This is a genomic window from Streptococcus danieliae, from assembly GCF_025447695.1.
GTDB lineage: Bacteria > Bacillota > Bacilli > Lactobacillales > Streptococcaceae > Streptococcus > Streptococcus danieliae.
In genome coordinates, this window is record NZ_JAOBSU010000029.1 from 1 (window position 1) to 16,000 (window position 16,000).

Consider the following 16,000-nt stretch of genomic DNA (forward strand, 5'->3'; position numbering starts at 1 on the left):
GTGGGACAGAACTAAATTTGAAAAAATTTAGTTCTGTCCCACTCCCTTTTTATAGAATCGAACCAAGTAAAAAGCCCCACTGTCAGGGTCAGCGTGAAGCGGACAGTGAGGTTAGACTTCTGCTAAAATTCGCGATAGACATAGGGGTTAGCAGGTTCTTCAACGCGTTCCCAGTTGGTGAGTTCTAAGGTTGGTAGGCTTTGGTTGAGGTCCTTGTGGAAATGGATGGCGATTTTGCCCTTGGCTGTGACCCAGGTGTTGTCGGGGTAGGACTGGTCTTGGCCGGTGGTTAAGAGGCCGTAAACGCCAGAGTCTGCGATGCAGTGGATGATGCCGAAGCGAAAGAGGAATTGTTGTTGGCTTTGCTTGGGGTCGTTGTAGACAAAGCCGGTCATTTGGACTTCTTTGCCCAGGAACTGGTCGGGGTAATCGTAGAGGGCTTCCATAAATTCCATGTAGTTTTGGGTCGTTACCTGGATGGTGTCTTCTTTCAGGTATTTGGCTGCGACTGCCTGCATTTCGGTATCATAGGCTTTTTTGGTGAAATAGGAGCTGGTGTCGGGTTTGAGGTACTGGCTGCTGGTTCCTTCATCGGCCTGGATTTCTGCGGATGCCCCAGCCGCGAGGGGGAATTGGTAGCCCTTAGCCGAGACAGTCGTGGAATCTAGGCTGACGGTGGGAAAGAGAAAGCCGATTAGGAGTGGGAGTGCCAGGACAAGGTAGGCTACTGGCTGACTGGTCTTGCCCTTTTCTTTTTCTTCCAAGATCAACAAGCGCAATTGAATGAGGGCGAGTAGGAAGGTTAGGGCCATGGAGAGGTAGGCCAGGTAGGAGTAGTGGAGGTTGATGTAATGGTCGAGTTTACCGCTCCAGGTCAGGTAGAGGCTGAGTTCAAAGTAGCCGGCTAGGATTAAAAAGCGAATCATAGGAAAACCTCCAAACTAGCTGCAAACAGGAATACAAGGGCGGCGGTGATGAGGATAAAATTGCGGATAAAGGATTTTTTGAAAACACGGGTCATCATGAGCAGGTTCTTAATGTCCAGGACGGGTCCGATGACTAAAAAGGCCATCACGGGAGCCGTGCCGAAGGTGCCCAAGAGAGAGGAGCCGATAAAGGCGTCTGCCTCACTACAGAGAGAAAGCAGAAAACTGAGGAGCATCAAGATGAGAATCGCTACCAAGGGGTTGCTGGAAATGCTGGTGAGGATGCGGGTTGGGACATAGACCTGCACACAGCTGGCGAAGAGGGCGCCTAAAATGAGGTAGCGGCCAGAATCGAAAAATTCATCAATGGCGTGGACCCAGGATTGGAAAAGGTGGCCTTGTTTAGGATCGGTGTGCTTGTGGCCGTGTAGGGGGAGGTTCTTATGGCTGACCAAGATATCCTCGGTCCAGATAAAGCCTAGAAGCAGGCCGAGGGCTTGGGCCAGGATGAAGGAACCGAGGGCCCGTGTCAGGGCGAAGAGCCAGGAATTGCCAAAGGCCGAAAAGGTCGCAAACAGAACAATCGGATTAATGACCGGGGCGGTCACTAGAAAAGGGATGGCGGTGTAGGTTGGGACCTTCTTTTTGAGAAAACGGTGAATGATGGGGACAATCCCACATTCACAGGAGGGGAAAATCAAGCCCGCAAAGGAGCCGATGAGAATGTTCAAAAAACGATTTTTAGGGAGGGACGCAACAATTTTTTCTGGAGTGAGGTAGACTTCAATAAAGCCCGAGATAATGCTGCCTAGGAGCACAAAGGGGAGGGCTTCAATAACAATGGATAGAAAAATCGCGGACATCTGTAGAAAACTCGCAGGTAGTTCAGAAAACATAGGAGCTCCTTTCTGTTTGTTTACCATTATATCAAAAGCAGGGGGCTTCAGAGATCGACCGATTTTTGACAGAGTCAGAGGCAGGGCTTTGGTGTATAATAGGGAAATGGCACTCTTGCTATTTTGCTTCAAAGGCTGTTAGCTTCGACTTGCTGCCTTGTTTGAATGTAAATTAGTCTGAGTCATAATTGCAGAATGAAAAAAGGAGGAAATCATGCGTCTACGTGGATTTGAATTGGTGACAGCCTATACCGATTCCCAGCTTTTGCCCAAACGGGAAACAGCTCATGCAGCGGGCTATGATTTAAAGGTTGCAGAAGCTATGGTGATTGGGCCAGGTGAAATCCGTTTGGTCCCGACTGGAGTCAAGGCCTACATGCAGGCTAACGAAGTTTTATACCTCTATGACCGTTCTTCCAACCCGCGCAAGAAGGGCTTGGTATTGATCAACTCCGTCGGCGTGATTGATGGGGATTATTACGGCAATGAAGCTAATGAAGGACACATTTTTGCGCAAATGCAGAACATCACGGATCAACCGGTTGCCTTAGAAGTTGGTGAGCGGATTGTACAGGCGGTTTTTGCGCCCTTCCTCTTGGCGGATGATGATCAAGCCGGTGGTCAACGTCAAGGTGGTTTTGGCTCAACGGGTCGCTAGGAGGAGCGATGGCTAAGAAGAAATCAACCTTTATTTGCCAAAACTGTGACTACCATTCTCCTAAATATATGGGCCGTTGTCCCAACTGTGGTGCCTGGTCTTCTTTTGTGGAAGAAATTGAACAAGCTGAGGTCAAACATGCGCGTGTGAGTCTGACCGGTGAAAAGGCGAAGCCCATGAAACTCAATCAGGTAACGTCTGTCGATGTCTCGCGGACTCGGACTGGCCTAGAAGAATTCAACCGTGTCCTCGGAGGTGGTGTGGTTCCTGGTAGTCTGGTCTTGATTGGAGGAGATCCAGGGATTGGCAAGTCGACCTTGCTCTTGCAGGTGTCGACACAATTGTCCCGATTGGGAACCGTTCTCTATGTGAGTGGGGAGGAGTCGGCAGAACAAATCAAGTTACGGGCGGAGCGTCTAGGGGATCCGGATTCGGATTTCTACCTGTATGCGGAGACCAACATGGACAGTATTCGGACAGAAGTCGAACGCTTGAAACCGGATTTTCTGATTATCGACTCCATCCAAACGATTTTGTCTCCGGAGATTTCCAGTGTACAGGGGTCCGTGAGCCAGGTGCGGGAAGTGACCAACCAGCTCATGCAGCTGGCCAAGACCAATAAAATTGCGACTTTTATTGTGGGTCACATGACCAAGGAGGGAACCCTGGCGGGACCTCGGACCTTGGAGCATATGGTGGATACGGTTCTCTATTTTGAGGGGGAGCGCCAGCACACCTTTCGGATTTTGCGGGCTGTCAAAAATCGCTTTGGTTCGACCAATGAAATTGGTATTTTTGAGATGCAGGCTGAAGGTTTGGTGGAGGTGCAAAATCCGAGTCAGGTTTTCTTGGAAGAGCGTTTGGATGGGGCGACGGGTTCCTCGATTGTGGTGACCATGGAGGGGACTCGGCCGATCTTGGCAGAGGTTCAGGCCTTGGTGACCCCAACCATGTTTGGTAATGCCAAGCGGACAACAACGGGCTTGGATTTTAACCGGGTCAGCTTGATTATGGCGGTTTTAGAGAAGCGGGCGGGACTGCTCTTGCAGAACCAGGATGCCTATCTTAAGTCTGCTGGTGGGGTTAAATTGGATGAGCCAGCCATTGATTTGGCTGTTGCAGTTGCGATTGCTTCTTCCTATAAAGATTTGCCGACCCGGCCTGATGAAGCCTTTATTGGCGAGATTGGTCTGACAGGTGAGATTCGCCGGGTAAACCGTGTGGAGCAACGGATCCAGGAAGCGGCCAAGTTAGGTTTTAAACGGATTTATGTGCCACAGAACTCCCTCCAAGGGGTTAAATTACCCCAGGGGATTGAGGTTGTCGGAGTTACCCGGATTGGGGAAGTCCTACAGAAGGTGTTTGGATGAAGTATGATGTGATTTTATTAGTCGCAGGTTCTGGCCGCCGGATGGGGGCTGCTTGCAACAAAGTTTTTTTGGAGCTAGAAGGCCAGGCTATTTTCACCTATAGTCTTGAGGTTTTTCAAGCCGATCCTGATTGTGGACGGATTGTTTTGGTCGGCCGGCCCGAAGAGCAGGCTGCTTTTGCAGATTATTTGTCGCAGCAGGTTGTTTTTGTAGCTGGTGGGGCGGAACGTCAGGACTCGGTGCGGCTGGGCTTGAGCCAGGTCGAGGCCGACTGGGTCATGGTTCATGATGGGGCGCGGCCTTTCATTAACCTGGAGCAGCTACAGGGGCTCAAGGCTCAGCCTAATTCCATCTTGGCTGTGCCGGTGACAGATACCATCAAGGAGGTGGGGTCTGAGTTTATCCAGCGGACAGTTCCGCGGGAGAGCTTAATGGCGGCTCAGACGCCTCAGTTTTTTGAGCGTCGTTTACTGGCTGAGGTCCATGAGCAGGCCTTGCAAGCGGGTTATTTGGGGACCGATGATGCCAGTCTGGTGGAGGCCTTTAGTGAGGTTCAGGTGGGCCTGGTTCCAGGTTCTTCTTGGAATCTGAAGCTGACAAGGCCGGAAGACCTGGTTTTAGGTCAGGCAATTAGGAAGGAAGTGTTTCAATGATCCGAATTGGCCAGGGTTACGATGTTCATGAGTTGGTTCCAGGCCGTCCCTTGATTGTGGGTGGTGTGAACTTGCCCTTTGACCGTGGGCTCAAGGGGCATTCGGATGCGGATGTACTCCTTCATGCGATCACCGATGCGCTGATCGGAGCACTCGGATGCGGGGATATCGGTCATGCCTTTCCCGACAGCAATCCCGAATTGGCAGGCCTTGCTTCTACAAAAATTTTAGCAGCTGTTTATGAAGAAATGAGAAAAGCGGGTTACCGTGTGGGCAATTTGGATGCGACCATTTTGGCCGAGCGGCCCAAAATGGCGCCGCATCTGCCTGAGATGAAAAAAAGGATTGCAGGCCTACTCCACATGGAGGTCAAGGATGTGAATCTCAAGGCGACAACGACCGAAAAACTCGGCTTTGTGGGTCGTGAGGAAGGGATGGCAGCCCAGGCGGTTGTCTTGTTGGTGAAGGAGTAAGAAGTGGTTAGTGATCGAAAATATGTAGAAGAAAATTTGCTGAACTTTATCGAGGCAGGGGATCCGGAGCGGATCTACGTCTATGAACTGGCGGCAGATTTGGGAGGCTATGCGGCCAATCATCAGTTACGGTTTCTGGTTTTGGAGGAGCAGGCGACCAATCTGCTTCTATCTCAGGAGCCTGTGGACCAGTTGCAGGTGCGCCGGCAGTGGGTTCTGGAACCAGGGATTCTGGGCGACTGGGAGATTGACCCAGATCTATTTTTGAATCCTTAGACTTATGGTATAATTTCAAAAAAGATGAATGAGGAAAGAATTGTGACAAACAAGATTCGAGTGCGTTATGCACCAAGTCCGACAGGGCTTTTGCATATTGGGAATGCGCGGACAGCGCTCTTTAACTATCTCTTTGCGCGTCATCATGGTGGTGACTTTGTGATCCGGATTGAAGATACTGATCGTAAGCGTCATGTGGAAGACGGGGAACGTTCCCAGTTGGAAAACTTGGCCTGGTTAGGGATGGACTGGGATGAGAGTCCGGTAAATCCAGGAGCATTTGGCCCTTATCGCCAATCAGAGCGTTTGGAGATTTACCAATCTTACATTGATCAATTGCTTGAGGAAGGTCTGGCCTATAAATCCTATGTAACAGAAGAGGAACTAGCAGCTCAACGGGAGCGCCAGGAAGCAGCTGGGGAACCTCCTCGCTACATCAATGAGTTCCTGGGCATGTCTGATGCTGAAAAAGCTGCCTACATTGCTGAACGGGAAGCAGCTGGTATTGAACCTACAGTCCGATTGGCTGTTAAGGAAGATCAGATTTACAAATGGTCTGATCTAGTTAAGGGTGAGATTGAATTTGAAGGTGGCAACATTGGTGGTGACTGGGTTATCCAGAAACGCGATGGCTATCCAACCTACAACTTTGCGGTGGTTATTGATGACCACTTGATGGAGATTTCTCACGTTATCCGTGGGGATGATCATATTGCCAACACTCCGAAACAATTGATGGTTTATGAGGCTCTAGGTTGGGAAGCGCCGCTCTTTGGTCACATGACTCTGATCATTAATAGCGAAACCGGGAAAAAACTATCTAAGCGGGACACTAATACCCTCCAGTTTATTGAAGATTACCGGAAAAAAGGTTATTTACCAGAGGCTGTTTTCAACTTTATTGCCCTTTTGGGTTGGAACCCGGGTGGAGAAGAGGAAATCTTCAGCCAAGCTGAGTTGATCCAGTTGTTTGACGAGGCACGTCTTAGCAAGTCTCCAGCAGCCTTTGACCAGAAGAAGCTGGATTGGATGAGTAATGAATACTTTAAGAAGGCTGACTTGGAAACGCTTGTGGATTTGACCAAGCCCTTCTTGGAGGCGGCAGGTCGTTGGATCGATAAGGGTACAGCTATGATTGCCCTTTATCAGCCTCAACTAACAGCGGCAGAGGATATTGTGCCCCTAACCGATTTGTTCTTTGCAGACTTCCCAAGTTTGAGCGAAGAGGCTGCGGCAGTTCTTGCCGGTGAGACAGTGCCGGTGGTCCTATCAGCCTTCCGTCAAAAATTGGCGGATCTATCTGAGGAGGCTTTCCAGGTGGAGAATATTTCGCCGCTAATTAAGGAAGTTCAAAAGGAAACGGGTGTGAAAGGTAAAAATCTCTTTATGCCGATTCGGGTGGCAGTATCGGGTGAGATGCATGGACCTGATTTGCCGAATACAATTTTCCTTCTTGGAAAAGAAAAGGCTCTTGCACATTTGGATGCTGCTTTGGAGCAACATTAAGTTAAAAAGAAACCGGTTGAAACGACTGGTTTCTTTTTGTGGACAGAATGTCTATTTAATTGCAACAACCTGACCCTGTCAGCCTCCTTAATATCTGCGGTCTGTATTTGCCTTGAATTGGGAATACTCAGTAGGTTTCCCAGACCTATTGAATGATTTTCGATTGAGCTATCACGAAATAAGCAGAAGCAGCCGTTGTTTTTATGTGAAATGAAGACCTTATTATATAGGCGGCTTTAGTGGAAAAATCACAAGTAGAGTGCACATTATTACTTTACATGAATGTTCTAAAATGTTACCATAATAAAGCCTATAGTGTAGGATTGCGATTATTTCATACACAACGGGTTAATAACAAAAAAGGAGAAGAAAGGACGAAATGAAGAAACACTTATTTGATCGTTCGGTTCAAAGGTTTTCCATCCGGAAGTATTCCTTTGGAGCTGCATCCGTCCTGCTAGGAACCTTGCTCTTTGCTGGGCAGAGTGTTCAAGCAGAGGAAGCTGCTGCCTCTGAATCTAGCGAAAGCAATACGTCAGCTTCAACTGGTTCATCTTCGGATGCAACACCAGAAGCTGCTTCAGACGCGTCTACTTACAATGCAGAACCTGCTGTACTAGCAAGTGAAGCACCTGTAGTAGCGCCTGCAAGTTCTGAAACGTCTACCGCGTCATCTGAGGTCGCTACTTCAAATCCATCTGAATCTTCAAGTTCATCTACAACTGTAGAGGATGATACTGCTACAACAACAGCAGCAACGAATGTTGAAGAAGAGAAGGAAAAGAAGGCTGATGAAAGTAAGGAAGTTGAAGTAGCTAAACCTGCTGCAACTGTTCGAACTAGTGCTTTTCGTGCAGCGACAGCTCCAGAAGCCGCAACTGTTGTTACAAATTGGGATCAATTTGTTTCAGCACTATCCAACGCTAATGTTACAGATATCAAGGTACAAGGACAAATCTTTGCTCCGAATACTGTGAATGGTATTACCAATGGTAATGACTCATCTGAAGCAGCCAATGCGAAAACAAAAGCTGTAGACAGGACTCTATCTTTGGCTATTGCTAACCGTGCTATTAACATTTATGGTGATGGTGCCAATAGCGGGATTGACTTCCGATCTTACTCAATTAAACCAATTGCAGGTGCTGTTGGAGATATTCTTTTCAGCAACTTGAGTATCTATAGTGCCAATTCAAAAGGACCTATTGATCTCAGTCGAGCTAGTGCTTCAAAGGTTACATTTGAAGATGTTAAGAGTGAAGGGGTTATGTTTGGTGGTGGTCGAAATACGACAGTTGTCATCAAAGGGAACACAACTTCCAACTTGGCAGATAGCTATGCATCATTAGCTGGTGGAACTCAGTATGTTCAGATGAACGTGCCACACAATGGTTTGTATGCTGAGGGTGAGACTAATGAGAACAAGAAACAACCACGTGCAGCGAAACAACTGACTCGACGTGCAGCGAATATTCACTCTGTTAAGAATGTTATTGTTGAGTCTGATGCTACCTTTACATTGAACCGTGTATCTGAAGGTGATGGAATTAGTCTTCCAAGTAATTCAGTGGTTGAGGTGAAAGATAAAGGGTCGATGACGATTAATATGAATACGTCATCTGACACTTCCAACCCAGCGCGTTACCACAATGCGGCTATCTTTATGCCACAAAATGGTACTGTGAAGACTGGTAAAGAGTCTAAACTGGCGATTAATTCATCAATCGGTCAGGCTATCTCTATTGGTGTTCGTCGCCCAGGAGATACAGTGACAGATGCGAATCGTTATGGTGGGTATGGTGTCCGTAATGCAACAAAGGTCATAGGTTCTTCAGCAACAATTTCGATTGGAGAAGAGGCAACTGCTACCTTCACAGGTCGTGATTCGATTATTACTGGTCACAACGCCACCTTCACATCAGGTGAGAAATCTAAAGTAGATTTCAAAAACAAGGGTCGTGGGGTTGCGATGGACCTAGGAGATAATTCTCACATTCTCTTTGGGAAACATTCGAATAACGTCTTTGAATCTGATGGTAAAGCTCCTTACAATGGAAATGGAGCGGCTTCTGGTAGTTATGACGGTTATAACTATATTGGGGTTAATGAGCAAGGAACGATTACCGTTGATGATCATGCACGCTTTATTGTTGTTGCGAAAAACCGTAACGGAAGCCAGAAAATCGGAAATGAATATGACGATTTGATTTCCCTTGATTCCCAAAAAGGAACAGCTACAAAACCGTTGTTTATTGCAAATCAAGGTTCGATTACGGATATCCGAGATGACAACAATAACTTCTATGCTGAGTTGATTTCTGTGCCATTAGGAGCAACTAAGAATGTTGTCTTCCGTATCGATACACCGTTGTATTTCAGTTTGCAGCGTTATTCAACACCGGAAGGTCAACAAATTGGAGATCCTAACGGAAAATTACCGAACTCTACACCGCAAGGATTTAACCCTCCTCCAAGTGGAACTCCTAACTTGGTTTACGGTAATACCAAGGGAACTAAAATGGAGTTTGTTATCGATAACAGCTTAGGAATTGATAGCTATACGGTTTATGCTCGTAATGAAGGAACGCACCGTGCTCCATTGCAAAAAGATCCATCGAAACAGAACTCTGTTTGGGCTAATATTAAGCAAGGGGATATTGCGCTTGATGGATTCGGCGGACCAGTCACGATTGCTGGAAGTGACCCATCGATTCGATTGGCAAACTCTCCGGGAGGAATTTTGCCAGTAGAGCCAAATACAAGTAATGACCGGAGTTACGATATTGACGTAGCTACGCAAAACTCACACAGTGTTTGGGTTCCAAACGGGACGAAAATTAACCCACTTGCAAAACATACAAATACTGTTGAGTACTATGTGAAGCAAGCAGATGGTTCTCTTGTACCATTGAGTCAATTTGTTGCAGGCGAAAAAGATTCTGTAACAGAACGTTCTGATTGGGAACGTAAGATGGATATCGTCCTTGACGTTGAAGCAATGAAGCAAAAATTTGCGAATACGGTCATCGATAGCGGAAATACCTTCTTGAGAGAGTACGCTAAAATTCCATATTCTCCAAAAGCAGATACAGGTTGGACTTTGACTGCAAATAGTGAGACTAAGAATACTTATTCTACAATCAATAAGAGCTTGTCTGGCTATGTAGCTACCATCACAGAATCCAATGTACCAAATCTTCAAAATCTTGTTGGTCAACGAGGCCAAGGGGAGAGTGTACATGCGGTATTGGATTCTTCTGCGATTACGGATACAATCCTAACAGATAGTAACGGTAAGAAGGTTGTTAGCGAGTCTTACTGGAAAGACTTTAACGATACAGGATTCCCAGAGAATTACCTTACAAAAGTTGTATTTGAGTTGACTGACACGGCGAAAGTTGTTTATCGGAATACAGCAAATCCAGCTAACCCAGTTGTTCTCTCTGATTCTGGATCTTTAGATGGAGCTGCAGGTGAGTCTGTTCCTTATACAGCGGATCAAGTACGTGCCAAATTGGAAGAGTACAAGAAAGCTGGATATGAGTTGGTAACAGATGGCTATACTGGCTATACTTACAATGAAGCAACAAAATCATTTGAACGTACAGGGACAACGGTTCCAACATTTGATGGTGTCAATGGTGAGCAAGTCTTTAATGTTGACTTGAAACCTCGTGTTGTTCCAATTACACCTGAGAAACCAGTTGATCCAAGCAAACCAGTTGATCCAACAGATCCAACATCACCAAACTATCCAAATCCAGATAATCCAGAAGCTCTCAAATTGACTGAGGATGTGAAGCGTACTGTTCGTTATGTAGATCAAAACGGTAACGTTGTTTCACCAGAAGTTGTTGATAATCTTGGGTTTAAACGTGAAGGTACAATTAACCTTGTAACAGGAGAAACAACGCTCGGTGATTGGACACCAACTGCTGGTGATAACTTCGAAAATAAAAAATCACCAGTTGTAAAAGGCTTTGTTCTTGTTGATCCAAGTCAAGCAGATGCGGGATCTCATATGGGTGTGAAGGCGACTGATCCAGATTATGTCGATACAGTAACCTATAAACCAATTTCACGTTATGTTCCAGAATTCCCTGAAGGTTCAACACCAACGAACCCATGGACGGAAGTTCCATACGTGAATGATCCAACGGATCCAAGTAAGATTGTTCCACCAACTGATGAAACACAACGAATTCCGTACATCGAGGGAATGGTGCCAACCAATCCAGCAGATGGTTCTCCGTTGCAACCAGTTGATTCGAACGATCCAACTAAGGGTTATATTCCTCCAGCGCCAACGGATTCTGGAGTAGAGACGAAGATTCCTTACAAGTCTGTTGCAGATCAAGCACAGGTTATCTATCGTGTTGTATCAGCGGATGGTAAGACAGTTGTAAATCCAGAAGTTGCAACTTCAGGCTTATTGGATGGTACAGCAGGAGCTGAGATCACGTACTCAACAACAGCAGCCTTGAAAGATTTGTATCTCAAAGGTTACAAACTTTCAGAGAACTCAACTGTTGAAGGAAATAAATACCGTTCTGGTTTGACTTTTGATGGTCAAAATGGCGTGGATACTTACTACGTTGATGTAACTCCGATTATTGTTCCGGTTACTCCAACAACTCCGGTTACTCCAGATCAACCAGTGGATCCAAATAAAGTTCCGGAACTTCCTAAGAATCCAGATCCAACAGATCCAAGTACACCAAACTATCCACAAGATCCAGATCCAACTAAACCGAAAGATCCGAATAAACCATCACTCTCTAACCCAGAGGTTCTAAACTTAACAGAAGACGTTAAGCGGACGGTTAAATATGTTGATGAATCTGGTAAAGAGCTTTCTCCAGATGTTGTCAATACACTTGGCTTTACGCGTACTGGAACTGTAAACTTGGCAACAGGTGAAACAACGCTTGATGAGTGGGTAGCTACAGATGGTAATGACTTTAAAGACGCTACTTCTCCTGTAATTCCAGGATACGTCTTGAAAGATCCAGGTCAGAAGGAAGCAGGAGCGCATACAGGAGTTCAAGCAACGGATGAAGACCTTGAGGATCGCGTTGTTTATGTACCTATTTCTAAGTATGTACCATCCTTCCCAGGGGTTCCAGAAGAGGATAAACCGAATAATCCATGGAATGAGGTTCCATACAAGGAAGATCCAACAGATCCAACTAAATTGGTACCACCAACAGATCCAACTCAGGTAATTCCATATATTCCTGAATTTGAGCCTACAATTCCACTTCAACCAGTTGATCCAACAGATCCAACTAAAGGCTATATTCCTCCATCACCAACAGATCCAACGACCGTAACAGAAATTCCATTTGCACGTATCGATGCAGCAGTGGTTATCTACAATTATGTGGATCAAGATGGTAAAACCCTTATCAAGGAACTTGAGCGTTCAGCTGAGTTCAAAGGTAAGAAGGATGAAGCCATTGGTACAAATGGTGTGGCTTACACAACTGCTGAAACAATCGCTAAGTACAAGAAACTTGGTTACGAACTTGTCAACGATGGTTTCCCAGTTGGAGCAACATTCGATGGTACTAAGGGTACAGATACCTACTATGTAAGCTTCAAAGCAAAAGTGGCTCCAGTTACACCTGATAAACCAGTTGATCCAAATAACCCAGTTGATCCAAATGATCCGGATTCACCAAATTATCCAGATCCAACGGACCCAGATTCGAAAGATCCAAGCAAGATGTTGAAAGATGTTACTCGTGTCATCCAATATCTCGAGCAAGGTACAGAAACTGTCCTTAGTGGAGAAGTGTCTGACAAAGTAAGCTTCCGTCGTGAAGGTGTTGTTAACCTTGTAACTGGTGAAGTTGTTTGGAACCAAGAAGGCTGGCAACCAGCTACTGCTGAGTTTACGAACCGGACTTCTCCAGCAATTCCAGGCTATCATTTGGTAGATGCATCACAATCCGAATACGGAGCTCACACTGGTATTACCAACGCTAGTGAGAATATTGTTGATAAAGTCTACTATGCTAAGAACCCTGATCCAGATAAGATTGCTGTTCAACTTGTTTACCGTGAGGTAAAAGAAGATGGGACAACCGTTGTAAAACAATTGGAAGCTTCCGATCAAATGACTGGTAATCAAGGTGATGACGTTCCTTATACTCAAGATCAAGTTAATGAGATTGTGGCGAAATACCACGCTCAAGGTTACAAACTTGTGAAAAATGGTTACCCAACTGGTGCTAAGTTTGATGGTGAGCCAGGCTCTGTGACAAATTACTTTGTTGATTTGGCACCAATCATCATTCCAATCACTCCGGAAAAACCAGTTGATCCAAATAAACCAGTTGATCCTAAAACACCAGGTTACCCAGATCCTGAAGATCCAAATCCACCAGTTTATCCAACTCCTGATAAGGAAGAGGCTCTTAAGCTTGCGGAAGAAGTTAAGCGGACTATCCGTTATGTGGATCAAGACGGTAAGGTAGTTGCTGCAGAAGTTGTTGACAGTCTAAACTTCCGTCGTGAAGGTACGATCAACCTCGTAACTGGTGAAACAACACTTGGAGAATGGACAGCTGTTTCTGGTAATGGCTTCGACGATAAGACCTCACCAGTTGTGACTGGTTATGTTCTTGCGAATCCAGATCAGAAGGAAGCGGGAGCTCATACAGGAGTTCAAGCAACAGATGAGGATTATCTCGATGTTGTTGCTTACAAACCAATTTCTCGTTATGTTCCGAAATTCCCAGATGGTTCAACACCAACAGATCCATGGACAGAGGTTCCGTATGTGAACGACCCAACAAATCCAAGCAAGGTTGTTCCGCCAACAGATGAAACTCAACGAATTCCTTATGTTGAAGGATTTGTACCAACAAATCCAACAGATGGAAGCCCATTGCAACCAGTTGATCCAAATGATCCAAGCAAAGGCTACATCCCACCAGCACCAACAGATCCAGGTGTTGAAACAACGATCCCTTATGTTGAAGTTGATCAGCCAGTTGATCCAGATGCAAAAGATGATCAGGCACAAGTTGTCTACCGTGTCGTTTCTGCAGATGGAACATCAGTCGTTAATGAACAGATTGCAACATCTGGTATCCTTAACGGTAAAGAAGGCGCTCGGATTACTTACTCTACAGCAGCAACCTTGAAAGACTTGTACCTCAAAGGTTATACCCTTTCAAGCAATTCAACTGTTGCAGGTGAGAAATACCGTGCAGGTTTGACTTTCGACGGTAAAGAAGGTGTTGATACTTACTATGTGGATGTGACAGCGATTGTTGTCCCTGTTACACCGGAAAAACCAGTTGAACCAAACAAACCGGTTGATCCAGAAACACCAGAATTGCCTAAGAATCCAGATCCAACAGATCCTACAACACCAAACTACCCAGATCCAGATAAGACAGACATCTTGAAACTGGAAGATGAAGTTGTTCGTACTGTTCGCTACTACATCCGTGGTAGAGATGGACAATTGACTGAAATGACTGCTGAACAAGCAGCGATGAAGTCAGATACTCTCCGCTTCCGTCGTGAGGGAACCATCAACCTTGCAACAGGTGAGACGACTCTTCAAAATTGGGTAGCGCTTGATGGTTCTGCCTTTGGTGCTTACACATCTCCATCTGTTCCAGGTTATGTCTTGGAAAATGCATCTCAACTTCAAGCAGGTGCTCATAACGGAATCTCTGCTGACTCTGCGGATATCCACGATCAAGTTATCTACGTACCAGTTGGTAACTATGTTCCGAAATTCCCAGATGGTTCAACACCAACTGATCCATGGTCAGAAGTACCGTATGTAGCAGATCCAAGCAAACCAACGGACATTGTTCCACCTACTGATCCAAAACAACCTGCAATTCCATATGTACCAGGTTTGACTCCAGTGGATCCAGAAACAAATGAGCCGTTGAAACCAGTGAATCCTGATAATCCAGGACAAGGTTACATCCCACCAGTTCCAACTTCTCCAACTACGGATACGGAAATTCCATACGTGAAGAACCCAACTCCAGAAGTGAAAGAAGATCAAGCACGCGTTATCTACCGTGTTGTTGATGAATCAGGTGCTGTTGTTAACCCATCTCTTCGTGATTCAGGACTCATCGTTGGTCGTGAAGGTGAGGAAATCAAGTACTCAACTGCTCCAACCTTGAAAGAGCTATACCTTGAGGGTTACACGCTTGTCAAAGATGGCTTTACAGCTGGTGCTAAATACGATGGTCAAGATGGCGTTGATCTCTATTATGTAGATGTCAAAGCAATCGTAATTCCAGTGACTCCAGAAAAACCAGTTGAACCAAGTAAACCGGTTGATCCAGAGACACCAGAATTACCTAAGAACCCAGATCCAACAGATCCTACAACACCAAACTACCCAGATCCAGAAAAACCTAAGGATCCAAATGTAGAGCCAAGTACAGATATCTTCAAGCTAGAGGAAGAAGTCGTTCGTACAGTACGTTACTACGTACGTGGTGAAAACGGACAATTGACAGAGTTGCCAGCAAGTCTGGTAGCAATGAAGTCAGATACACTTCGTTTCCGTCGTGAAGGAACTGTTAACTTGGCAACAGGTGCAACGACTCTTCAAAACTGGGTGGCTGTAGATGGTTCTGCCTTCGGTGCTTATACATCACCTTCGCTTCCAGGTTATATCTTGGAAAACGCGTCTCAACGTCAAGCAGGTGCCCATAACGGAATCTCTGCTGATTCTGCGGATATTCATGATCAAGTTGTCTACTTAGAAGTTGGTAACTATGTTCCAGAATTCCCTCCAGGTGTAACTCCAGAGAAGCCATGGACAGAAGTACCGTATGTAACAGATCCAAACAAACCAACGGATATTGTTCCACCTACTGATCCAAAACAACCTGCAATTCCATATGTACCAGGTTTGACTCCAGTGGATCCAGGAACGAAAGAACCGTTGAAACCAGTTGATCCACAAGATCCAACTAAGGGTTACATCCCTCCAGTTCCAACAACACCTACCGATGAGACTAAGATTCCATACATCAAGAATGTTGTGGAAGACAAGGCTCAAATTATCTACCGTCTTGTAGATGAAGCTGGTAAGGTTGTCAATGCAGAATTGGCGAAATCTGATGTAATCAATGGTGAAGAAGGTCAAGAAATTCAGTACTCAACAGCAGCTACTTTGAAAGAGCTTTACCTCAAAGGTTACACTCTTGTGAAAGATGGCTTTGTACCAGGTACTAAGTTTGACGGAC

9 protein-coding genes are annotated in these 16,000 nt (G+C 45.7%); 7 read left to right on the top strand and 2 right to left on the bottom strand.

Translation table 11 applies throughout. The features are described 5' to 3' along the window. Positions 1-122: 122 nt before the first annotated feature. Complete coding sequence (locus N4310_RS03165) at positions 123-926, bottom strand: TIGR03943 family putative permease subunit (protein WP_160332626.1); 804 nt, start codon at positions 924-926, stop codon at positions 123-125. After that, positions 923-1,822: a permease gene (locus tag N4310_RS03170; protein ID WP_262092045.1), complete on the bottom strand. Its 900-nt coding sequence runs from the start codon at positions 1,820-1,822 to the stop codon at positions 923-925. The genes N4310_RS03165 and N4310_RS03170 overlap by 4 nt, the downstream gene beginning before the upstream one ends. A gap of 214 nt (positions 1,823-2,036) precedes the next feature. On the opposite strand from N4310_RS03170, the gene N4310_RS03175 reads away from it, so the two are divergent. The 7 genes from N4310_RS03175 to N4310_RS03205 all read left to right on the top strand — a co-directional run. Beyond that, the gene (locus N4310_RS03175) at positions 2,037-2,480 is read left to right on the top strand and encodes a dUTP diphosphatase (RefSeq protein WP_160332628.1); all 444 of its coding nucleotides are present in this window, start codon (positions 2,037-2,039) and stop codon (positions 2,478-2,480) included. An 8-nt stretch (positions 2,481-2,488) separates the two neighbouring features. Continuing rightward, positions 2,489-3,850 carry a DNA repair protein RadA gene (radA, locus tag N4310_RS03180; RefSeq protein WP_262092046.1) on the top strand — a complete coding sequence of 454 codons (1,362 nt, stop codon included), beginning with the start codon at positions 2,489-2,491 and terminating at the stop codon, positions 3,848-3,850. Next, on the top strand, positions 3,847-4,503 hold the full coding sequence (ispD, locus tag N4310_RS03185) for a 2-C-methyl-D-erythritol 4-phosphate cytidylyltransferase (RefSeq protein ID WP_262092047.1): 657 nt from the start codon (positions 3,847-3,849) through the stop codon (positions 4,501-4,503). The genes radA and ispD overlap by 4 nt, the downstream gene beginning before the upstream one ends. Further along, entirely contained in the window at positions 4,500-4,976 is a 477-nt protein-coding gene (gene ispF / locus N4310_RS03190; protein ID WP_262092048.1) for a 2-C-methyl-D-erythritol 2,4-cyclodiphosphate synthase, read from the top strand. The genes ispD and ispF overlap by 4 nt, the downstream gene beginning before the upstream one ends. Positions 4,977-4,979: 3 nt before the next feature. After that, positions 4,980-5,252: a hypothetical protein gene (locus N4310_RS03195; protein WP_262092049.1), complete on the top strand. Its 273-nt coding sequence runs from the start codon at positions 4,980-4,982 to the stop codon at positions 5,250-5,252. 42 nt (positions 5,253-5,294) lie between these two features. Continuing rightward, positions 5,295-6,758, top strand: coding sequence for a glutamate--tRNA ligase (gltX, locus tag N4310_RS03200; protein WP_262092050.1), 1,464 nt, complete (start codon positions 5,295-5,297; stop codon positions 6,756-6,758). A 379-nt stretch (positions 6,759-7,137) separates the two neighbouring features. After that, a partial coding sequence (locus tag N4310_RS03205; protein ID WP_262092051.1) for a mucin-binding protein occupies positions 7,138-16,000 on the top strand: 8,863 nt, incomplete at its 3' end.